This is a genomic window from Streptomyces avidinii (assembly GCF_045161815.1).
In the GTDB taxonomy this organism is placed as follows: domain Bacteria; phylum Actinomycetota; class Actinomycetes; order Streptomycetales; family Streptomycetaceae; genus Streptomyces; species Streptomyces avidinii.
Genome location: NZ_CP108863.1, coordinates 1,151,409 through 1,171,507, shown reverse-complemented (window position 1 = coordinate 1,171,507; position 20,099 = coordinate 1,151,409). Strand labels below are relative to the sequence as shown.

The window sequence follows — 20,099 nt, the reverse complement described above, 5'->3', positions numbered from 1 at the left end:
GTACAGGAACTGGACCCTGCTGGAGAGATCCTCGGGCCAGCGAGTTTCCACGCGGACCATCACGTGTCCCCCGTCTGCCCGTAAGGACCGACGGCGTACGGCCGTGCAACGCGCACTGCTCCGGGAACGACTTGCTCGCTATCCGGTCGACGATCTACGGCCACTGCGCCGTCGTCCTTTCCGCGGCAGCAGCCCTGACAGTGCCCCGGCCCGATGTACCACTGCTGTTCACGGCCATTGCTGTGCCGGTGTTCACGGCCATTGCTGTGCCGGGTTTCCTGATTCCTGTGTGGTACCGCGCGGCGGTATCGGCAACCGACGAGTGGTCCGCTGCCGTACGGGCGCTCGTGAATACAGGGCGCAAACCGCTCGCCGAATCCCTCGGCCTTCACCTCCCGGGCCATGTGGCCGCCGAATGCGAGATGTGGGCCCTGGTCTCCAAGGTGTCCCGCCTGGACCCCTTCCGGGCAAAACCGCCGGAGAGCTCACCGAGCTGACCGGGACAGCGGAGCCCGCGCCTCAGCGAGCCGTGGGGGCGTGCTCATCCCTTCGAGTGGATTGCCTTCGATTCGGCGCGGCCCGTACGGACCGTAAATGGCGTGGCGGACCGCTGATCCGGTCGGCAGGGTGGGTGCATGAGCCATCCATCCGACCGGATCACCACCCCCCTCACCCCGGACCTCCTGCGCGGCGCCCAGGAACTGGAGCACACCGAGCACGGGGTGCTGCCGCACCGGCTGCCCGCCCGCGCCCGGGCCCAGTGCGCCGACGGGCAGCTTGCCATGGCAGAGGCCCAGCCCTCCGGCGTGCGGCTGGCGTTCCGCACCCGGGCCACCGTCATCGAGCTGGACGCACTGCGCACGAAGATGGCCTACGACGGCGCCCCGCCCCGCCCCGACGGCCTGTACGACCTGCTGATCGACGGCCTGCCGGCCGGGCAGGAAGCCGTCGGCGGCGGCAACGTCATCCAGGTGGACATGACCACCGGCAGCACGACGAACCGGCCCGGTCCGCCCGGCACCGTACGCTTCACCGGCCTGCCCGACCGTGCCAAGGACGTCGAGATCTGGCTGCCGCACAACGAGGTGACCCAGTTGGTCGCCCTGCGCACCGACGCCCCCGTCGAACCGCTGCCGGGCACGGGCCGCCGCAGGTGGCTGCACCACGGCAGCTCGATCAGCCAGGGCTCCGACGCCGCGAGCCCCAGCACCACCTGGCCCGCCCTGGCGGCCCGCCTCGGCGGTGTGGAGCTGACCAACCTGGGCCTCAGCGGCAGCGCGCTGCTCGACCCGTTCACGGCCCGCGCGCTGCGCGACACCCCCGCCGACCTGATCAGCCTCAAGATCGGCATCAACCTGGTCAACCTCGACCTGATGCGCCTGCGGGCCTTCGGCCCCGCGGTGCACGGCTTCCTCGACACCGTGCGCGAGGGCCACCCCACCGCCCCGCTGCTCGTCGTCTCGCCCGTCCTGTGCCCCATTCACGAGGACACCCCAGGCCCCAGCGCGCCGGATTTCAGCACGCTGGGCGAGGGGCGGCTGCGGTTCCGCGCCGCGGGCGACCCCGCCGAACGGGCCTACGGCAAGCTCACCCTGGGCGTCATCCGGGAGGAGCTGGCCCGGATCGTGCGCCGGCGCGCGGCCGACGACCCGAACCTGCACCTCCTCGACGGCCGCGCCCTCTACGGCGAGCGGGACGCGGCGGAGCTGCCGCTGCCCGACGCCCTCCACCCGGACGCGGCCACCCATCGCCGCATGGGCGAACGCTTCGCGGCCCATGCCTTCGCCGCGGACGGCCCGTTCGCCGTGAGCCCGACCTGATCCGGCAGACAGGCACCCGTCCGGTACGGTCAGGTCCAGGCGCTCGTTCCGCTGAACGGATGCAGTCGTCGAGCAGCAGGGCATCCGCAGGGATCACAGCGGCCCCATCCCGCGTTGAACTGTTGAACGGTGCGCTCCGCGCGAGGGCACCGCACGGCACCGCACCGCTGGCCCATGGGACGAGGAGGATCCGATGCACGCCGCCGAGGAGAACCGGCAGGAGCTGGACCCGGTCAGCGTCCTGAACGCGAAGAGGACGCTGCTCCAGCTGCTCGGCCGGGCGGGGGTCTCCGCCGACGATGCGCAGGGCCTGATCGCCCTGGTCGAGGCGGGTGCCTTGGCCGGCGCGTGCGAGGAGGTCGGCGAGCTCGGGGGGTCCGTACCGGGGGACAAGGGCGAGCCGTACGAGTCGGGCTGGCTGGACGGTGCCCGTGCCGTCACCGACGAGCTCGGCGCGATCGCCGAACGGGCACTGCGGCAAACCGTCGACCCCGACGGACCGAGCGCCGCCTCGGCCGCCCGGCCGCCGGTCGGGCGGATCGAGGTGGAGCAGGCGAAGGCGGCCGTCACCCCCCTCTACCTCACCTTCACCGCCGTCTCCGACCTCGACCCCGAGGTCACCGAGGAGGTACTCCGTGCCGTCCTCGGCACGATGACCCCCCGGCAGAGGGCCCGGTACGCAGGCCGGCTGGCGGATTTCGCCGCGGCGCACCGGGCCCGTCTGGAGCGGTTGTACGTGGAGTACGGGCCCGGCAGTGCCACCGCCATCCACAGCCGCTACTCCCTGCTGCACTCCGCCACCAGCCTTGCCGTGCTGGAGCGGCTCGCCACGCCTGCGGCCGCCCTGCGGGAGGAGTGGGACGCCGCCGAGCTGCCACCCGCCTGGCTGGACGGTCCGATGTCGGCCTGGGACGCGGTGGGCTGACCCCCGGGGAGCGGCTCGAATCGGTCGGTGCCGGCGAGCAGCCGGGGATTCGTGCCGCGCCGGTTGTCCCGGATGGAAGATGGGGGTGTGATCTCCAAGGAACGAGCGGTCGAGCTGGTCGAGTCCCTGCTGGCGCGGGAGCGGCCCACCTGGGCATGGGCGCGGTTGATCCCGGACCTGGCCGTCTACCACGTCGAGGAGCGGGCGGTCGGGTGGCTCGTCCACTGGAGCTCGGCGGAGTACGCCCGAAACCCTGATCGGCACACGAATCTCCTCGGCGGCCCGTACCTGGTCGACCGGGAGGACGGGAGCATCCACTTCGTCCCCGGCACCGCCTGGACCGAGGACTGGGAGGAGCTCTACCTCTGGCAGGTCAAGGGCATCCGAGCACCCGATGCGCTCGCCGCGGCCGTCCGCCGCCTCGCGGACTCCGTCGGGACCGCTCCCGCCATGCAGCACCTGCGCAAACAGGCCCCGCGGATGAGCCTGCAGGAGGCGAGGGCATACGTGACGATCGTCAGGGACGGGAGTGAACCCCCGGAGGAGCTGGCGAGCCTGACCCGGGAGCCCGGTCCCTGGGATCCGGGCACGATCGAGACGCTGGCCGGTCCGGTTCGGTAGCCGTCCGACCGAACGGCCGGACGGCTACCGAACCGGCCGGAGGCCGTACACGTGCCTCACCTCGCCGGCGGCGGACCGGGACCCTCAGTCCCGGCCGTACGCGTGGAACCCGCGGCCGGTCTTGCGGCCGAGCATCCCCGCCTGGACCATCCGCTGGAGGAGCGGGGGCGGGGCGTAGAGGGGTTCCTTGAACTCGTCGTAGAGCGATTCCGCGATGGCCGCGACCGTGTCGAGGCCGATGAGGTCGGCGAGCCTCAGCGGGCCCATGGGGTGGGCACAGCCGAGCACCATGCCCTCGTCGATGTCGGTGGCCGTGGCGAACCCGGATTCGGCCATCCGGACGGCCGCCAGCAGGTACGGGACCAGCAGGGCGTTGACGACGAAGCCGGCCCGGTCCTGCGAGCGGATGGCGGTCTTGCCGAGCGTGTCCCGTACGAACTCTTCCGTCACGGCCGCGACCCGGTCGGAGGTGTGGAGGGAGGTGACGATCTCCACCAGGGGCAGCACCGGAACCGGATTGAAGAAGTGCAGGCCCACCACCCGGTCGGCGCGGCCGGTGGCCATACCCAGGCGCATGACCGGGATGGCGGACGTGTTGGTGGCCAGGATGGCCTTGTGGTCCTCGACGATCTTGTCGAGGGCGGTGAAGACCTCGATCTTCGCCTCGGCGTTCTCGACGACGGCCTCGATCACGAGCTGGCGGTCGGCGAGATCGTCGAGGTCGCCGGTGAACAGGAGACGGGCCTGCGCGTCCTCGGCGGAGATGCGGTCCATCTTGCCGCGCTGGACGGCGCGTTCGAGCGAGACGGCGACGCGTTCCCGGGCCGCGCGGGCGCTGGTGGCGTCCGTTTCGCAGACGACGGTGTCGAGTCCGGCGCGGGCGCACACCTCGGCGATGCCTGCGCCCATCTGGCCGCCCCCGACGACGCCGATGCGGCGGATGGACGTGCTCATGAGCGGGCCTCCGTCCGGTGGACGAGGTGGCGGGTGTAGGCGTCGGGGGTGAAGAAGGCGGGCAGGCGCGGGGTGAGCGCGGTGTCCACGAAGAGGGCCCGCGCTTCGGTGGCCAGGGCCTGTGGATCCTCCTCCGCCAGTGCCTCGCATTCGGCGTCGAGGAGGCTGAGCACGGTGGAGCGCTCGACGCGGTCGTGGCGCAGCCACTGCCAGATCTGGACGCGGGCGATCTCGGCGGTCGCGGCGTCCTCCATCAGCCCGTTCAGGGCGACGGCCCCGCGGCCACGGAGCCAGGCGTCGAAGTAGCGCACGGCCACGGCCACGTTGGAACGGACGCCCTCGGAGGTCGGCGGGGCGGCGATCCGGCGGACCGACAGCAGGTCGGCGGCGGCGACCTCGACGTCCTCGCGCGTGCGCTCCAGCTGGTTCGGCCGTTCTCCCAGGACCCCGTCGAAGACCTCGCGGCAGACGGGGACGAGGCCCGGATGGGCGACCCACGAGCCGTCGAAGCCGTCCTCGGCCTCCCGTTCCTTGTCGAGGCGCACCTTCGCCAGGGCGGCGGTGTTGGCTTCCGCTTCCTTGCCGGGGACGTGGGCGGCCATGCCGCCGATGGCGTGCGCACCGCGCCGGTGGCAGGTGCGGACGAGGAGTTCGGTGTAGGCCCGCATGAAGGGCGCGGTCATGGTCACCGCGGCCCGGTCGGGCAGCTGGAAGTCGGTGCGGTGGCCGAAGGTCTTGATGAGACTGAAGAGGTAGTCCCAGCGGCCGGCGTTGAGACCGGCGCTGTGCTCGCGCAGCTCGTAGAGGATCTCCTCCATCTCGAACGCGGCGGTGATCGTCTCGATCAGGACGGTCGCCCGGACGGTGCCGCGCGGAATGCCGAGGAGGTCCTGGGCATAGAGGAAGATGTCGTTCCACAGGCGCGCCTCGTACCGGTTCTCCAGCTTGGGGAGGTAGAAGTACGGGCCGTGGCCGGCGTCGATCTGACGCCGGGCGCAGTGGAAGAAGTACAGGCCGAAGTCGACGAGGGACGCCGGCACCGGGCGGCCGTCGATCTCCAGGTGCTCTTCGAGGAGGTGCCAGCCGCGCGGGCGGACCATGATGGTCGCGAGGTCCGCCCCGAGCCGGTACTCCTTGCCCTCCGCGCCGGTGAAGTCGATCCGCCGCTCGATCACGTCGAGCAGGGTCAGCTGGCCGCCGATGACGTTGTCCCAGGTGGGCGCGGTGGCGTCTTCGAAGTCGGCCATCCACACGCGGGCACCCGAGTTGAGGGCGTTCACCGCCATCCGGCGGTCCGGCGGGCCGGTGATCTCCACCCGCCGGTCGGTGAGGCCCGGCGCCGGAGGTGCGACCCGCCACCGGGTGTCCTGCCGGACCGCGCGGGTGGCGAGGGGAAAGTCGAGAGGGGTGCCGCCGGCCAGGTGGCCCGAGCGGCGGCCGCGCTCCTTGAGGGCTTCCAGACGCCGGGCGGCGAACGCGTCGTCGAGCCGGGCGATGAAGTCCAGTGCCTCGGGGGTGAGTATCTCTTCGTGGCGGTCGCCCGGTGTCCCGAGGACCTCGATGCGGCGGGTCGGTGCGTGGATGGACATGCGGGTCTCCTCCAGGAGAGGGGAGGGCCGGACGGAGGTGGCTTCTCCGGCCCTCGGGGAACACGAGGTGGCGGGGTGGCCGGTGGGGTGCGGGCGGGGGCGGGGTGCCGGCGGTGCCGGCGGGGTGCCCGGGTACGGCGTGTGCGCGGGCACCCCGGGCCCTGCGGCGAGGTGGTGCGTCGGGCGTTCCGGGCGGCTGGCGGCCCGGACGAGCGGTGTCTAGTGGAACTGCTCTTCCTCGGTGGAGCCGGAGAGCGCGGTGGTGGAGGAGGCCGGATTGACCGCGGTGGAAACGAGGTCGAAGTAGCCCGTGCCGACCTCGCGCTGGTGCTTGACGGCGGTGAACCCCTGGGCCTGGGCGGCGAACTCGCGCTCCTGGAGGTCGACATAGGCGGTCATGCCGTGCTCGGCGTAGCCCCGGGCGAGGTCGAACATGCCGTGGTTGAGGGAGTGGAAGCCGGCCAGCGTGATGAACTGGAAGCGGTAGCCCATCGCGCCCAGCTCCCGCTGGAACTTGGCGATCTGGTCGTCGTCCAACGCGGCCTTCCAGTTGAAGGACGGCGAGCAGTTGTAGGCCAGCATCCGGTCGGGGTACTGCGCGTGGATCGCCTCGGCGAACTCGCGGGCCTGCTCCAGGTCCGGGGTACCGGTCTCCACCCAGATCAGGTCGGCGTACGGGGCGTAGGCGAGGCCGCGGGCTATGACCGGCGCCATGCCGTTCCGGACCCGGTAGAAGCCCTCGGCGGTGCGCTCGCCGGTGACGAACTGCGCGTCGCGCTCGTCGACGTCGCTGGTGATCAGGTTCGCGGCGAGAGCATCGGTACGGGCGATGATCAGGGTGGGAGTGCCGGCGATGTCCGCCGCCAGCCGGGCCGCGTTCAGGGTGCGGATGTGCTGCGAGGTCGGCACGAGGACCTTGCCGCCGAGGTGGCCGCACTTCTTCTCGGAGGCCAGCTGGTCCTCGTAGTGGATGCCGGCCGCGCCCGCCGCGATCATCGCCTTGGTCAGCTCGAAGGCGTTGAGCGGGCCGCCGAAGCCGGCCTCGGCGTCCGCGACGATCGGGGCCAGCCAGTCCGTCGTGTCCGAGCCGCCCTCGGCGGTGGCGATCTGGTCGGCGCGCAGCAGTGCGTTGTTGATCCTGCGCACCACCTGCGGCACCGAGTTGACCGGGTACAGGCTCTGGTCCGGGTAGGTGTGACCGGCCTGGTTCGCGTCGGCGGCCACCTGCCAGCCGGAGAGGTAGATCGCCTGGAGGCCGGCCCGCACCTGCTGGACCGCCTGGCCGCCGGTGAGCGCGCCGAGGGCGTGGATGTAGTCCTGCTCGTGGAGCTGGCGCCACAGCCGCTCGGCGCCGCGCCGGGCCAGGGTGTGCTCCTCGCGGACGCTGCCCGAGAGCCGGACGACGTCCTCGGCGGTGTAGGTGCGCTCGATGCCCGCCCACCGGGGATCCGTCGACCAGCGCTCGGCGAGGGCCGCTGCCGTCGTCTTCGTCGTGTCTGCCATGACCGTCACCGTCTCCATGAGTGCGAATCGATGGCACGAGGTGCCATCAAGTTGGATCGCGGCCCGCCGTACCGGTGTGGAACGAGCTGAGCAATGTTGCCGGACCACTCGCCGTAACCTGCCGAATCGCCGACATCAGGGCGTGAATCGGGACCGGTTGGTACGGGCGCTGCTGCCTGTTCCGGCGGGCCGCAGGACGACTCTCCCAGCGACACCCAGTGCCATCAATCATGGACGGCTGCCAAGTTCTGCGAATCTTTTCGGGCCCGTTTGCCAAGTTTGCAAAGGTCTCGGGGCCCGCATCTGTGCGTAGGGTGGGGCTCTGGGGAAGCCGGGCCGAGGGAGGGCGATGAGCAAGACGTACGCGGGCGCGCGGCTGCGGCGGCTGCGCGAGGAACGCCGGATGAGCCAGGCCGACCTGGCCCGAGTCCTGGCGATCTCGCCGAGCTACCTGAACCAGATGGAGCACGACTCCCGCCCGCTGACCGTGCCCGTACTGCTGCGGCTCACCGAGGCCTTCGGCGTCGACCCGGGCTTCTTCTCGGAACGCGACACCGGTCGCCTGGTCGCGGACCTGCGCGAGGCGCTGGCCGGCGAGGTGGCCGAGGCCCGGGTCTCGGCCACGGACCTGGCGGAGCTGGCATCCCGTATGCCCGCCGTCGCCCGGGTGCTCCTCGACCTCGGGCGGCGCAGCCAACTCCTCGCCGAGCGGCTGGCGGGAGCCGACGACGACCGGGAAGGGGCACCGGGGACCGGTGGGCCGCGCTCTGCGCACGAGGAGATCCGGGAGTTCTTCTACCGTCGCCAGAACTACCTCCACGACATCGATCTCGCCGCCGAGGACCTGGCCCGCGCCATCCGGATCCGGCCCGGGGAGGTCGTCCGTGCCCTGTCGGTGCGCCTTGCCGACCACCACGGCGTCCGGGTGGCCGCCGACTCCGAGCGGCTGCACCACTACGACGACTCCGCCCGCGTACTGCACCTGTCCGCAGGGCTGCGACCCGGTCAGCAGGCCTTCCGGATGGCCACCCAGCTCGCGCTCCTGGAGCACGCCGACGAGCTGGACCGGCTCGCGTCGGAGGACTTCGCGGCCGGATCCACCGCGCACGGGCTGGCCAGGATCGGCATCGCCAACTACTTCGCCGCCGCGTTGATCCTCCCGTACAAGGCGTTCCACACCGCCGCGGAGGAATTCCGTTACGACATCGAGCGGCTCACCGACCGGTTCGGCCTGGGCTACGAGACGGTGTGCCACCGCCTCAGCACCCTGCAACGCCCCAGGCTGCGCGGGGTCCCCTTCTCGTTCGTCCGGGTGGACCGGGCGGGCAACATGTCCAAGCGGCAGTCCGCGACCGGATTCCACTTTTCCCGCGCCGGCGGCACCTGCCCGCTCTGGAACGTCTACGAGGCGTTCGCCGCCCCCGGACGCATCCACGTCCAGGTCGCCGCCATGCCCGACGGGCAGCGCCACCTCTGGACCGCCCGCGCCGTCACCCGCCACCGCGGCGGCTGGGGCGCACCCGGCAAGACCTTCGCCATCGGCCTGGGCTGCGAGATCCGGCACGCCTCCCGGCTCGTGTACTCGGACGGGCTCGACCTGGACAACACCGGGGCCGCCACTCCCATCGGCATGGGCTGCCGCCTCTGCGAACGGCTCGACTGCCCCCAGCGGGCCGTCCCGCCGCTCGGACGGCCGCTGGCCGTGGACGAGAACACCAGCACCTTCGTCCCGTACCAGGTCGCCGACCGCGCACAGTGACGCGATCGACGACGCGCCCGACGACGTGCCCGATGACACGGTTCACCGCGGGCTCCTCTCCTCATCCGAGGCGAAGGGCTTCCGCCGTCGTCACCGCCTCGCCGGCCCGGACCCCGTGCAGGACGTGGGCCAGGACCTCCGCGCCGCGCACGACGCGGGGGCCCGGCCGGTTGAAGTAGGCGGGTCCGTCCAGCACCCACACCTCACCGGACCGCACCGCCGGCAGGTCCTCCCACCCGGGCAGGGACGTCAGCAGTTCCCGCTCGCGCAGGGTGCGTTCCGGGGCGAACCCGCACGGCATGACCAGGAGCACGTCCGGGCGGGCGGCCCGGACCGCCTCCCAGTCCATCGGCCGGGTGTGCTCGCCCGGGGCGGCGATCAGCGCCTCTCCGCCCGCGCACGTGATCTGCTCCGGCACCCAGTGCCCGGCCGGCCAGAGCGGATCCAGCCATTCGATCGCCACCACACGGGGCCGCGGCCGCCCCGCGGTGAGGGTCCGTACGGTATCCAGCCGTGCGGCGAGCGCCTCCCGGCGGGCAAGCGCGTGATCCCGTACGCCGAGCAGCTCGCCCACCGTGACCAGGCAGTCCAGTACGTCGCCCAGGGTGCGCGGCTCCAGGCTGAGCACGCGGGGCCCGCCGTCCAGGACGCGCACCGCCCGGCTGACTCCCTCGTAGGAGACGGCGCAGACGTCGCACAGGTCCTGGGTCAGGACCACTTCGGGGGCCAGGGCGCCGAGGGCGTCGGTGTCGAGGGTGTAGAGCGAGGAGCCGCTGTGCGCGGCGCCGCCGACCGCGTCGGAGATCTCCCGGCTGCTCAGGGTGTCCGTTGAGAACTCGGCGGAGGTCACCACGGGCACGCCGGCCACGTGCTCCGGGGGCCAGTCGCACTCGTGCGTACGGCCCACCAGGTCGGCGGCCAGGCCGAGCTCGGCCACGATGTCGGTGGCCGCGGGCAGCAGCGAAACGATGCGCATTCCTTGACTGTAGGCCCTGGTCCGGGGGCTTTTCACACGTCCGCGCCGCGGCCGGGGGTGGACTTACTAGGACGTCCAACTATATCTTCGTGGCAAGCCCGCGGTGCAGGGAAGCCGGTGTGAATCCGGCGCGGTCCCGCCACTGTGACCGGGAAGTGTGCTCTTCAGCAGTACAGGCCACTGACGGAATCCATCCGTCGGGAAGGCCGGAGAGCGCGCGATGATCCGGGAGTCAGGATACCGGCCGTGGGATGTTCCGTGTTGTCCACGAGGATGGAGCAGACACGCATGGCACCGGTACGTGACCACGGCCCAGGTGATCCGGCGGAGTACCCGAACGGCGAGGCCCTGTCCCCGCGTTCGTGACTCGACGAGGGCGCCCCGGCCCTCCCCTGTCCCGCGGCCCCAGCCCGCGGTGCGCACCCCGATCGGTGCCGCACCGCCCCTGCGCCGCGCCTTCCTCGGATCTCACCTGACGAGAGCAGGCTTCGATGGTCCGCGAACTCACCCACTTCATCGGCGGAAAGCACACCACCGGCACGTCCGGGCTCTTCACCGACGTGTACGACCCCAACACCGGTACGGTCCAGGCCCGGGTCCCCCTGGCGGGCCGTGCCGACACCGAGGCGGCGATCGCCGACGCCGAGGAGGCCCAGCAGGAATGGGGCCGGTGGAACCCGCAGCGGCGCGCCCGCGTCATGCTGCGCTTCCTCCGGCTCGTCGAGGGCGAACGCGACGCGCTGGCCCGGCTGTTGTCCTCCGAGCACGGCAAGACCATCGCCGACGCGCACGGCGATCTGCAACGCGGCCTGGAGGTAGTGGAGTTCGCCGCCGGTGTCCCGCACCTGCTGAAGGGCGAGTTCACCGACAACGCGGGCACCGGGATCGACGTGCACTCGCTGCGCTCACCGCTGGGCGTGGTCGCCGGGATCACCCCTTTCAACTTCCCCGCGATGATCCCCCTTTGGCAGGCCGCACCCGCACTGGCCTGCGGCAACTCCTTCGTCCTGAAGCCCTCCGAGCGCGACCCGTCCGTACCGCTGCGCCTCGCCGAACTGTTCCTGGAGGCGGGCCTGCCGCCGGGTGTGCTCAACGTGGTCAACGGCGGCAAGGAGGCCGTCGACACCCTCCTCGAGGACCCGCGCGTGCCGGCCATCGGCTTCGTCGGATCCACCCCGGTCGCCGCGCACATCTACGCCACCGCAGCCGCCCACGGCAAGCGCGCCCAGTGCTTCGGCGGCGCCAAGAACCACATGATCGTGATGCCCGACGCCGACCTCGACCAGGCCGTGGAGGCGCTCATCGGCGCCGGCTACGGCTCGGCGGGCGAGCGCTGCATGGCCATTGCCGTCGCCGTCCCCGTCGGTGAGGAGACCGCGAACGCCCTGGTGGCCAAATTGACCGAGCGGATCGCCACCCTTCGCGTGGGGCGCTCCGACGACCCCGAGGCCGACTTCGGGCCGCTGGTCAGCCGGGACGCGCTCGACCGCGTGAACCGCTATGTCGGCATCGGAGCCACCGAGGGCGCCGAACTCGTCGTCGACGGACGCGGGTTCACCCTGCCCGGGCACGAGAACGGCTACTTCGCCGGAGCCACCCTCTTCGACCGGGTGACCCCGCAGATGCGGATCTACCGGGAGGAGATCTTCGGCCCGGTGCTGTCCGTCGTCAGGGCCGCCGACTACGAGGAGGCCCTGCGGCTGCCCACCGAGCACCCGTACGGCAACGGTGCGGCCGTCTTCACCCGTGACGGGGACACCGCGCGCGACTTCACCCGCCGGGTGGGTGCCGGCATGGTCGGCGTCAACGTGCCGATCCCCGTGCCCGTCGCCTACCACACCTTCGGCGGCTGGAAGCGGTCCGGCTTCGGGGACCTGAACCAGCACGGCCCCGACTCCATCCGCTTCTGCACCCGCACCAAGACCGTCACCTCGCGCTGGCCCTCCGGGGCCAAGGAGGGCGCGAGCTTCACCATCCCGACGATGGGATGAGCGCCGTGACCACCCTCACCGAGGACCAGCTCGCCCTCGCCGAGGTCACCCTCGACTTCGCCCAGGAACACCTCGCACCGCACGCGGTCGCCTGGGACCGGGACAAGCACTTCCCGGTCGACGTGATCCGGCGGGCCGCCGCCCTCGGCCTCGGCGGGGTCTACGTGCGCGAGGAGCACGGAGGTTCCGGACTCGGCCGGGCCGACGGCGTCCTCGTCTTCGAGACCCTCGCCACCGGATGCCCGTCCATCGCCGGATACCTGTCCATCCACAACATGGTCGCCTGGATGGTCGACCGGTACGGGGACCGGGCCCAGCGCCGCCGCTGGCTGCCGGGCCTCTGCACGGCCGGCACGCTCGGCAGCTACTGCCTCACCGAGCCCGGAGCGGGCTCCGACGCGGGCGCCCTGCGCACGCGCGCCGAGCGGGACGGCGACCACTACGTCCTGACCGGCGTCAAGCAGTTCATCTCCGGCGCCGGAGCCGCAGGCGTGTACGTCGTCATGGCCCGGACCGGAGAGATGGGGCCCCGGGGGATCTCGGCGTTCGTCGTCGAGCGGGACGACCCCGGGGTCTCCTTCGGCGCCGACGAGCAGAAAATGGGCTGGAACGCCCAGCCCACCCGCCAGGTCGTCCTCGACGGGGTGCGCCTGCCCGCCGACCGGCGGCTCGGCGCCGAGGGCGACGGGTTCCGCATCGCCATGAACGGACTCAACGGCGGCCGGCTCGGTATCGCCGCCTGCTCGCTGGGCGGTGCGCAGAGCGCCCTGGACCGCAGCCTCGCGTACCTCGCCGACCGGGAGGCCTTCGGGGCCCGGCTGCTGGACGCCCAGGCCCTGCAGTTCCGGCTCGCGGACATGGCCACCGGGCTGGCCGCCGCCCGCGCCCTGGTCCGTACGGCCGCCGAGGCCCTCGACGCGGGCGGGTCCAAGGCCGCGGAGCTCTGCGCGATGGCCAAGCGGTTCGCCACCGACACCGGTTTCGACGTGGCCAATGAGGCGCTCCAACTCCACGGTGGCTACGGCTATTTGAGCGAATACGGCATCGAGAAGATCGTCCGCGATCTCCGCGTGCACCAGATCCTGGAAGGGACCAACGAGATCATGCGCGTCATCGTCGCCCGCGGCTGACGGAGGCTTTGCGATGAGCGGAGAAGAACACGTCCTCGTCCGCGTCGAGGGCCGGGTCGGCCGGCTCGTCCTCAACCGCCCCAAGGCCCTCAACGCACTCAGCCACTCCATGGTGCTCCGCATCGAGGAAGCCCTGACCTCCTGGCGCGACGACCCGGCGGTGCAGACGGTGGTGATCTCCGGAGCGGGGGAGCGCGGGCTCTGCGCGGGCGGCGACGTCCGCGCCATCTACGAGGACGCCCGCACGGGAGGCACGGCCTCGGCGGACTTCTGGCGCGACGAGTACCGGCTCAACGCGCTGATCGCCCGCTATCCGAAGCCGTACGTCGCCCTCATGGACGGCATCGTCATGGGCGGAGGCGTCGGCATCTCGGCCCACGGCTCGGTCCGGATCGTCACCGAACGCTCCCGGGTCGCCATGCCCGAGACCGGCATCGGGTTCGTTCCCGACGTCGGCGGTACCTACCTCCTCGCCCTGGCACCCGGTGAACTCGGCACCCACCTGGCCCTGACGGGTGCGCCCGTCGGCGCCGCCGACGCGCTGCTCTGCGGCCTTGCCGACCACTTCGTACCCTCCGGTCGGCTCGCAGCGCTGGTCGCGGACCTCGCCCAGGGGCCCGTGCACGATGCCGTCGCCGCGCACGTGAGCCCGGCCCCCGCCGGCGAACTGGCCCTCCACCGCGAGTGGATCGACCACTGCTATGCGGCCGACACCGTGGAGGAGGTCATCGCCCGGCTCCTGGCCGCCGGGGTCCCGGCGGCCGAGGAGGCCGCAGCCACCCTGGCCGCCAAGTCGCCCACCGCCCTGAAGGTCACCCTGGCAGCGCTGCGCGGGGCCCGCAGGCTCGGGCCGCTGGAACGGGTGCTGGAGCAGGAGTACCGCGTGTCCTGCGCGGCCCTGTCCTCGCGCGACCTCGTCGAGGGCATCCGTGCCCAGGTCATCGACAAGGACCGCAACCCCCGCTGGCAACCCGACCGGCTCCGCGAGGTGACGCAGGCCGATACGGCCCGCTACTTCGCCCCGCTCGGCGATGACCGCGAACTGACCCTCACCGCCACCGATTCCTTCCAGGAGGTGCCCTGGTGACCACCGTCATCGCGTTCGTCGGCCTCGGCAACATGGGCGGCCCGATGGCCTCCAACCTCGTCGCGGCCGGGCACCGCGTCCTCGGCTTCGACCTCGTCCCCGCCGCCCGGGCCGCTGCCTCGGCCGCCGGGGTGGAGATCGCGGAGTCCGCGCCGACGGCCGCCGCCGGGGCGGACGTGGTGATCACGATGCTGCCGGCCGGCCGGCACGTCCTGGCCCTCTACCGTGACGAGGGGCTGCTGGCGGCAGCCGGGCCCGGCACCCTGTTCGTCGACTGCTCGACCATCGACGTCGCCGACGCCCGCGCAGCCCATGAGCTGGCCGTCGCCGCCGGACACCGGGCACTCGACGCACCCGTCTCGGGCGGAGTGGTCGGAGCCGAGGCGGCGACCCTCACCTTCATGGCGGGCGGCGGCGAGGCGGAGTTCGCCCGGGCCGAACCGCTGCTGGCGGCGATGGGCAGAAAGACGGTGCACTGCGGGGGCGCGGGAGCGGGCCAGGCCGCGAAGATGTGCAACAACATGATCCTCGGCATCTCGATGATCGCCGTCAGCGAGGCCTTCGTCCTCGGCGAAAGCCTGGGTCTCTCCCACCAGGCGCTCTACGACGTCGCCTCCACCGCCTCCGGCCAGTGCTGGGCGCTCACCACCAACTGCCCCGTCCCCGGGCCGGTCCCGGCCAGTCCCGCCAATCGCGACTACCGGCCGGGATTCGCGGCCCCGCTCATGGCCAAGGACCTCGGCCTCGCCGCCGACGCCCTGCGGGCCGGAGGCATCGAAGCCGGCCTGGGCCTGCGCGCGGCCGACATGTACGCCGCGTTCGCCGAAGCGAGCGGCGCGGCACAGGACTTCTCCGGCATCGTCCAGGTCCTGCGGGACGCGGCCGCCGGAGCACCGAAGGGAATCACCCCGTGACCGAGACCACCGAGACCACCGACCACGACACGATCCTCGTCGAGCGCACGGGCCGTACCGCCCTCCTCACCCTCAACCGCCCGAAGGCGCTCAACGCGCTCAACCTCCAGGTGATGAACGAGGTCGTGGCCGCGACCGAGGCCCTCGACCGCGACCCGGACATCGGATGCATCGTCCTCACCGGCTCCGCGAAGGCCTTCGCGGCGGGCGCGGACATCAAGGAGATGCAGCCGCAGGGGTACATGGACATGTACCTCACCGACTGGTTCACCGCCTGGGACCGCCTCGGCGACCTCCGCACCCCCACCGTCGCCGCCGTATCCGGCTACGCACTGGGCGGCGGCTGCGAACTGGCCATGCTCTGCGACATTCTCCTCGCCGCCGACACCGCCGTCTTCGGCCAGCCCGAGATCAAGCTCGGCGTGATTCCCGGCATCGGCGGCTCGCAGCGCCTCACCCGGGCCGTCGGCAAGGCCAAGGCCATGGAACTCTGCCTCACCGGCCGGACCATGGACGCCGTCGAGGCCGAGCGGGCCGGACTCGTCTCCCGTGTCGTCCCCGCCGACGATCTGATGGCCGAAGCCCTGGCCGTCGCCGAAACGGTCGCGGGCATGTCCGCGCCCGTCGCGATGATGGCCAAGGAGGCGGTGAACCGGGCCTTCGAGACCACTCTTGCCGAAGGCGTCCGCTTCGAACGGCGCCTCTTCCACGCCGTCTTCGCCACCGCCGACCAGAAGGAGGGCATGAGCGCCTTCGCGGACAAGAGGTCCCCGGACTTCACCCACCGCTGAGGTCTTCCCCCGAGCGGCTCCTCACCCCCCCCGGAGCGAGGAGCCGCTCAGGGCCCGCACGCGTGAGCGGGCCCGGGCGGGCTCAGACCCGGCGGGCGGCGACCGCCGTCAGGGTGTCCTTGACCTCTTGCACCACGCGGGCCGCGTCCTCGGGGTTGTGCACGACATCCGTGTGGTTCATGTCGATGACGAGGACCTCGCTGGCCGAGTAGTGCTTGTGCACCCAGTCGTCGTAGCCGGACCACAGCGTCCGGTAGTACTCGACGAGGCTCTCGTCCTGTTCGAAATCGCGGCCCCGCAGCCCGATGCGGTGCAGCACCGTCTCGAAGTCCGCCTTCAGATAGACCATGAGGTCGGGTGCCTTGCGGTACGGCAGGCCGTCGATCTCCCGCATCATCTCGGCCAGCAGTCCCTCGTACACCCGCATTTCGAGCGAGCTGATCCGCCCCAGGTCGTGATTGACCTTGGCGAAGTACCAGTCCTCGTAGATGGACCGGTCGAGGACGTTGTCGCCCTGCTTGTACGCCTCCTTGATCGCGGCGAACCGCGTCTGCAGGAAGTAGAGCTGCAGCAGGAAGGGGTAACGCTTGGCCTGGATCTCCTCGGGGCTCGACGTGTAGAAGAGCGGAAGGATCGGGTTGTCCTCCACGCTCTCGTAGAAGACCTCGCTGCCCAGTTCCTTGGCGATCAGTTCGGCGACACTCGTCTTGCCGATTCCGATCATGCCTCCGACGCAGATCACTGGCATACCTCACTTCTCCCTGGGGGTCTTCTGATCGCGGGCGGTGGGCCGAGCGCCCCCGCACCACTGAGACGCACGCCGGTGGTCAGGCGATTCCCCGGGATCTTCATGATCAGCGTCACGTGTCGGCCGTCCGGACCACGGCCCTGTCCCGCGCCGCTCTCCTCGACCGGCCCAACCGTTCCGCAGCCCTGCGGCCGCCTTGAATCTTAAATGACGATCCACCCCCTGCAGGCCAGAGCATCGGCGCCCGTACGCCGTGCACCCTGGCGGCCAGGCGCCTGGTGGGCGGCGACGGCCGACAGGGCGGCCGTGGCGGCATCCCGCCCGGGGCCGGGACGGACAACCCCCTGGGCGTCCGTCCCGGCCCGGCCACGGGGTTCAGGAACCGTCGGCCGTGAGGTCCGCGCGGACCTCGTGGGCGGCCGCGACGAGGTTCTCCAGACTGGCGCGGGTCTCGGTCCAGCCACGGGTCTTCAGGCCGCAGTCGGGATTGACCCAGAGCCGCTCGGCGGGAATGGCCCGGAGCCCCTTGCGCAGCAGTGCGGCCGCCTCCTCGGCGCTGGGGACGCGCGGGGAGTGGATGTCCCAGACGCCGGGACCCGCCTCACGAGGGTAGCCGTGCTCGGCGAGCTCGTCCGCGACCTGCATGTGGGAGCGGGCGGCCTCCAGGCTGATGACGTCGGCATCGAGGTCGTCGATGGCCTGGACGATGTCGCCGAACTCCGCGTAGCACATGTGGGTGTGGATCTGGGTGTCCGGCCGGACACCGCTGGTGGTGAGCCGGAAGGACTCGGTGGCCCAGGCGAGGTACTCCGCGTGGTCGGCGGCCCGCAGCGGGAGGGTCTCGCGCAGGGCCGGCTCGTCGACCTGGATGACCGAGGTGCCGGCCGCCTCCAGGTCGCCCACCTCGTCGCGCAGGGCGAGTGCCACCTGGCGGGCGGTGTCGCCGAGGGGCTGGTCGTCGCGTACGAAGGACCAGGCGAGCATGGTGACCGGGCCGGTCAGCATGCCCTTGACCGGCTTGGTCGTCTGCGCCTGGGCGTACGAGGTCCAGCGCACGGTCATCGGCTCGGGGCGGGAGATGTCCCCGGCCAGCACCGGCGGGCGGACGTAGCGGGTGCCGTAGGACTGCACCCAGCCGTGCTGGGTGGCGAGGTACCCCGTCAGCTGCTCGGCGAAGTACTGCACCATGTCGTTGCGTTCGGGTTCGCCGTGCACCAGGACGTCGATCCCGGTCTTCTCCTGGAAGGAGAGGACCTCGCGGATCTCGTCCTTGATCCGCTCCTCGTACCCGGCGGCGTCGATGCGCCCGGCACGCAGACCGGCGCGCGCGGTGCGCAGCTCGTTCGTCTGCGGGAACGACCCGATGGTGGTCGTGGGCAGCAGGGGCAGGCCCAGGTGGGCGCGCTGCGCGACGGTCCGCCGCGCGTACGGCTGTGAGCGGCGTCCGTCCGCGTCGGTGACGGCGCCGGTACGGGCGCGGACGGCCGGGTCGTGGGTGATGGCGGAGCCGGCGCGGGAGGCGAGGTCGGCGCGGTTGGCGGCGAGTTCGGCGGTGATGGCGTCCGTGCCCTGGGCGAGGCCGCGGGCGAGGGTGGTGATCTCGGTGGTCTTCTGGCGGGCGAAGGCGAGCCAGCGGCGGATCTGCGGATCGATGTCGCGTTCGGCGTTGGCGTCCAGCGGGACGTGCAGGAGGGAGCAGGACGCGGCGACGTCCACCCGGTCGGCGAGGCCCAGGAGGGTGCCGAGGGTGGTCAGGGACCTCTGGTAGTCGTTGATCCAGATGTTGCGGCCGTTGACCACACCTGCGACGAGCCGCTTGCCGGGCAGGCCGCCGACGGCGGCGAGGTCGGCGAGGTTCGCGGCGGCGCCCTCGGTGAAGTCCAGCGCGAGGCCCTCGACGGGCGCGGCGGCGAGCACCTGGAGGGCGTCGCCGAGCCGGTCGAAGTAGGAGGCGACGAGCAGCTTGGGCCGGTCGGTCGGTGCGCCGAGCTCCCGGTAGGCGCGGGCGGCGGCGTTCAGGTCGGCCGGGGTACGGTCCTGGACCAGGGCGGGCTCGTCCAGCTGCACCCACTCGGCGCCGGCGGCGTGCAGGTCCGCCAGGACCTGGGCGTAGACGGGCAGCAGCCGGTCGAGCAGGGTCAGGGGCTGGAAGTCGGCGGCCACGCCCGGGGCGGGCTTGGCCAGCAGCAGGTAGGTGACGGGGCCGACCAGGACCGGGCGGGCCGTGTGGCCCAGCGCGAGCGCTTGTGTCAGCTCGGCGACCTGCTTGGTGGAGTCGGCGGTGAAGACGGTGTCCGGGCCGAGTTCGGGGACGAGGTAGTGGTAGTTGGTGTCGAACCACTTCGTCATCTCCAGCGGGGCGACGTCCTGGGTGCCCCGGGCCATCGCGAAGAAGCCGTCGAGCGCGTCCGCCTCGACGGCCGCGCGGTGCCGCTCGGGAACGGCGCCGACCATGACACTGGTGTCCAGGACGTGGTCGTAGTACGAGAAGTCACCGGTCGGCACCTCGGTGATGCCGGCGTCGGCCAGCTGCTGCCAGTTCGAACGGCGGAGGTCGGCGGCGGTCTGCCGGAGGGCGTCGGCGGTGACGCGGCCCTTCCAGTAGCCCTCGATGGCCTTCTTCAGTTCGCGGTTCTGTCCCTGGCGGGCGTAGCCGTAAACGGTGGCTCGTGCTGCCGCGGTCGCGGGCTTCGCTGTCACGGAACTCTCCTTCGCGAGATGTGTCCTGAACATCCCGCGGACGGGACGCGGACGCGAAGGGAACGACAGAACGGGCGGCCCACGTCGCGGAAGATGCCGCACGTGCCGCTCGTTGTGTACGCCGACCCGCCCACGAGGTCACCGGAATGGCCGCATGCGAACGGTCGCGTGCGGGCAACGGGCAGGTCTTCGGACTCGCGGGCACGCCTGCCGGTCTCCCGGCGGGCACCTACTGGCCGTCGCTTCCCAGGACCGTTGTCCGGTCCCAGTGCGTATGACGGCGGTCGTTCCCGCTCACCGCTGCGGGGCAGTCCCGGATTCCCACCGGGTTCCCTCTTACGACGCATCCCGCCTGGCGGACGGGGCGAACCAGCTGCGGAAACCACCCTAGGCGGACTCGCCGGAGCGTGACTAAAGCCGTCCACATGCCGGACCGCGAAAATGAGACAGCCCAGCCGTACCGCTCGGCCGGCAAAGCGGCCGGGCGGTACGGCAGTTCGCCGCGGAGTCGTTGCCGCGGGCGAGCACGAGCCGGTCCGACAGCGCCTCCAGCCGGTCGGCGTCCGGGGCGTAGGACATGAAGGCGGCACG

At 71.8% G+C, this 20,099-nt stretch carries 15 protein-coding genes, 1 pseudogene and 2 riboswitches; of the genes and pseudogenes, 10 read left to right on the top strand and 6 right to left on the bottom strand.

What is annotated here, in order from left to right; all coding sequences use genetic code 11:
• Nucleotides 1-131 precede the first annotated feature (131 nt).
• The 4 genes from OG373_RS05350 to OG373_RS05335 all read left to right on the top strand — a co-directional run bounded on the left by OG373_RS05350 (nt 132) and on the right by OG373_RS05335 (nt 3,366).
• Entirely contained in the window at nt 132-497 is a 366-nt protein-coding gene (locus OG373_RS05350; protein WP_405436253.1) for a hypothetical protein, read from the top strand.
• 138 nt (nt 498-635) lie between these two features.
• Complete coding sequence (locus tag OG373_RS05345) at nt 636-1,820, top strand: GDSL-type esterase/lipase family protein (protein ID WP_405436251.1); 1,185 nt, start codon at nt 636-638, stop codon at nt 1,818-1,820.
• Nucleotides 1,821-2,013: 193 nt separating this feature from the next.
• Nucleotides 2,014-2,745 carry a hypothetical protein gene (locus OG373_RS05340; RefSeq protein WP_405436249.1) on the top strand — a complete coding sequence of 244 codons (732 nt, stop codon included), beginning with the start codon at nt 2,014-2,016 and terminating at the stop codon, nt 2,743-2,745.
• Between the two features lie 87 nt (nt 2,746-2,832).
• Entirely contained in the window at nt 2,833-3,366 is a 534-nt protein-coding gene (locus tag OG373_RS05335) for a YrhB domain-containing protein (protein ID WP_405436248.1), read from the top strand.
• A gap of 84 nt (nt 3,367-3,450) precedes the next feature.
• Here OG373_RS05335 and OG373_RS05330 read toward each other — a convergent pair whose 3' ends face one another.
• The 3 genes from OG373_RS05330 to aceA form a co-directional block, all read right to left on the bottom strand.
• On the bottom strand, nt 3,451-4,320 hold the full coding sequence (locus OG373_RS05330) for a 3-hydroxybutyryl-CoA dehydrogenase (protein ID WP_405436246.1): 870 nt from the start codon (nt 4,318-4,320) through the stop codon (nt 3,451-3,453).
• Nucleotides 4,317-5,909, bottom strand: coding sequence for a malate synthase A (aceB, locus tag OG373_RS05325; protein ID WP_405436245.1), 1,593 nt, complete (start codon nt 5,907-5,909; stop codon nt 4,317-4,319). Before aceB ends, OG373_RS05330 begins: the two co-directional genes overlap by 4 nt.
• 219 nt (nt 5,910-6,128) lie before the next feature.
• Nucleotides 6,129-7,412 carry an isocitrate lyase gene (gene aceA, locus OG373_RS05320; protein WP_405436243.1) on the bottom strand — a complete coding sequence of 428 codons (1,284 nt, stop codon included), beginning with the start codon at nt 7,410-7,412 and terminating at the stop codon, nt 6,129-6,131.
• A gap of 349 nt (nt 7,413-7,761) precedes the next feature.
• Between aceA and OG373_RS05315 the strand changes: the two genes are divergently transcribed.
• Nucleotides 7,762-9,171: a short-chain fatty acyl-CoA regulator family protein gene (locus tag OG373_RS05315; protein WP_405436240.1), complete on the top strand. Its 1,410-nt coding sequence runs from the start codon at nt 7,762-7,764 to the stop codon at nt 9,169-9,171.
• Between the two features lie 61 nt (nt 9,172-9,232).
• Here the strand turns inward: OG373_RS05315 and OG373_RS05310 are convergent, their stop codons facing one another.
• Nucleotides 9,233-10,147 carry a cobalamin-binding protein gene (locus OG373_RS05310; RefSeq protein ID WP_405436238.1) on the bottom strand — a complete coding sequence of 305 codons (915 nt, stop codon included), beginning with the start codon at nt 10,145-10,147 and terminating at the stop codon, nt 9,233-9,235.
• A gap of 73 nt (nt 10,148-10,220) precedes the next feature.
• Nucleotides 10,221-10,411, top strand: a riboswitch (cobalamin riboswitch).
• A 227-nt stretch (nt 10,412-10,638) separates the two neighbouring features.
• On the opposite strand from OG373_RS05310, the gene OG373_RS05305 reads away from it, so the two are divergent.
• From OG373_RS05305 to OG373_RS05285, 5 genes and pseudogenes are all read left to right on the top strand, one after another.
• Nucleotides 10,639-12,138 carry a CoA-acylating methylmalonate-semialdehyde dehydrogenase gene (locus tag OG373_RS05305; RefSeq protein ID WP_405436237.1) on the top strand — a complete coding sequence of 500 codons (1,500 nt, stop codon included), beginning with the start codon at nt 10,639-10,641 and terminating at the stop codon, nt 12,136-12,138.
• Nucleotides 12,135-13,285, top strand: a pseudogene (locus tag OG373_RS05300) (acyl-CoA dehydrogenase family protein). Before OG373_RS05305 ends, OG373_RS05300 begins: the two are co-directional and overlap by 4 nt.
• Entirely contained in the window at nt 13,282-14,355 is a 1,074-nt protein-coding gene (locus OG373_RS05295; RefSeq protein ID WP_405436235.1) for an enoyl-CoA hydratase/isomerase family protein, read from the top strand. The pseudogene OG373_RS05300 and the gene OG373_RS05295 overlap by 4 nt, the downstream one beginning before the upstream one ends.
• Nucleotides 14,352-15,269: a 3-hydroxyisobutyrate dehydrogenase gene (gene mmsB / locus OG373_RS05290; RefSeq protein ID WP_405436233.1), complete on the top strand. Its 918-nt coding sequence runs from the start codon at nt 14,352-14,354 to the stop codon at nt 15,267-15,269. Before OG373_RS05295 ends, mmsB begins: the two co-directional genes overlap by 4 nt.
• Complete coding sequence (locus OG373_RS05285; RefSeq protein WP_405436231.1) at nt 15,266-16,060, top strand: enoyl-CoA hydratase; 795 nt, start codon at nt 15,266-15,268, stop codon at nt 16,058-16,060. Before mmsB ends, OG373_RS05285 begins: the two co-directional genes overlap by 4 nt.
• A gap of 82 nt (nt 16,061-16,142) precedes the next feature.
• Here the strand turns inward: OG373_RS05285 and OG373_RS05280 are convergent, their stop codons facing one another.
• Together OG373_RS05280 and metE are read right to left on the bottom strand one after the other, a co-directional pair.
• Nucleotides 16,143-16,808 (bottom strand): deoxynucleoside kinase, encoded by a 666-nt coding sequence (locus tag OG373_RS05280; protein ID WP_405436229.1) that lies wholly within the window; start codon nt 16,806-16,808, stop codon nt 16,143-16,145.
• Nucleotides 16,809-17,183: 375 nt separating this feature from the next.
• Entirely contained in the window at nt 17,184-19,508 is a 2,325-nt protein-coding gene (metE, locus tag OG373_RS05275) for a 5-methyltetrahydropteroyltriglutamate--homocysteine S-methyltransferase (RefSeq protein WP_405436227.1), read from the bottom strand.
• Between the two features lie 162 nt (nt 19,509-19,670).
• Nucleotides 19,671-19,897, bottom strand: a riboswitch (cobalamin riboswitch).
• Nucleotides 19,898-20,099 lie beyond the last annotated feature (202 nt).

Excerpts from the sequence above, each read along its gene's own strand:
- OG373_RS05345 (WP_405436251.1), top strand. The coding sequence starts at position 636 with ATGAGCCATCCATCCGACCGGATCACCACCCCCCTCACCCCGGACCTC.
- OG373_RS05340 (WP_405436249.1), top strand. The coding sequence starts at position 2,014 with ATGCACGCCGCCGAGGAGAACCGGCAGGAGCTGGACCCGGTCAGCGTC.
- OG373_RS05330 (WP_405436246.1), bottom strand. The coding sequence starts at position 4,320 with ATGAGCACGTCCATCCGCCGCATCGGCGTCGTCGGGGGCGGCCAGATG.
- aceB (WP_405436245.1), bottom strand. The coding sequence starts at position 5,909 with ATGTCCATCCACGCACCGACCCGCCGCATCGAGGTCCTCGGGACACCG.
- aceA (WP_405436243.1), bottom strand. The coding sequence starts at position 7,412 with ATGGCAGACACGACGAAGACGACGGCAGCGGCCCTCGCCGAGCGCTGG.
- OG373_RS05315 (WP_405436240.1), top strand. The coding sequence starts at position 7,762 with ATGAGCAAGACGTACGCGGGCGCGCGGCTGCGGCGGCTGCGCGAGGAA.
- OG373_RS05310 (WP_405436238.1), bottom strand. The coding sequence starts at position 10,147 with ATGCGCATCGTTTCGCTGCTGCCCGCGGCCACCGACATCGTGGCCGAG.
- OG373_RS05305 (WP_405436237.1), top strand. The coding sequence starts at position 10,639 with ATGGTCCGCGAACTCACCCACTTCATCGGCGGAAAGCACACCACCGGC.
- OG373_RS05295 (WP_405436235.1), top strand. The coding sequence starts at position 13,282 with ATGAGCGGAGAAGAACACGTCCTCGTCCGCGTCGAGGGCCGGGTCGGC.
- OG373_RS05280 (WP_405436229.1), bottom strand. The coding sequence starts at position 16,808 with ATGCCAGTGATCTGCGTCGGAGGCATGATCGGAATCGGCAAGACGAGT.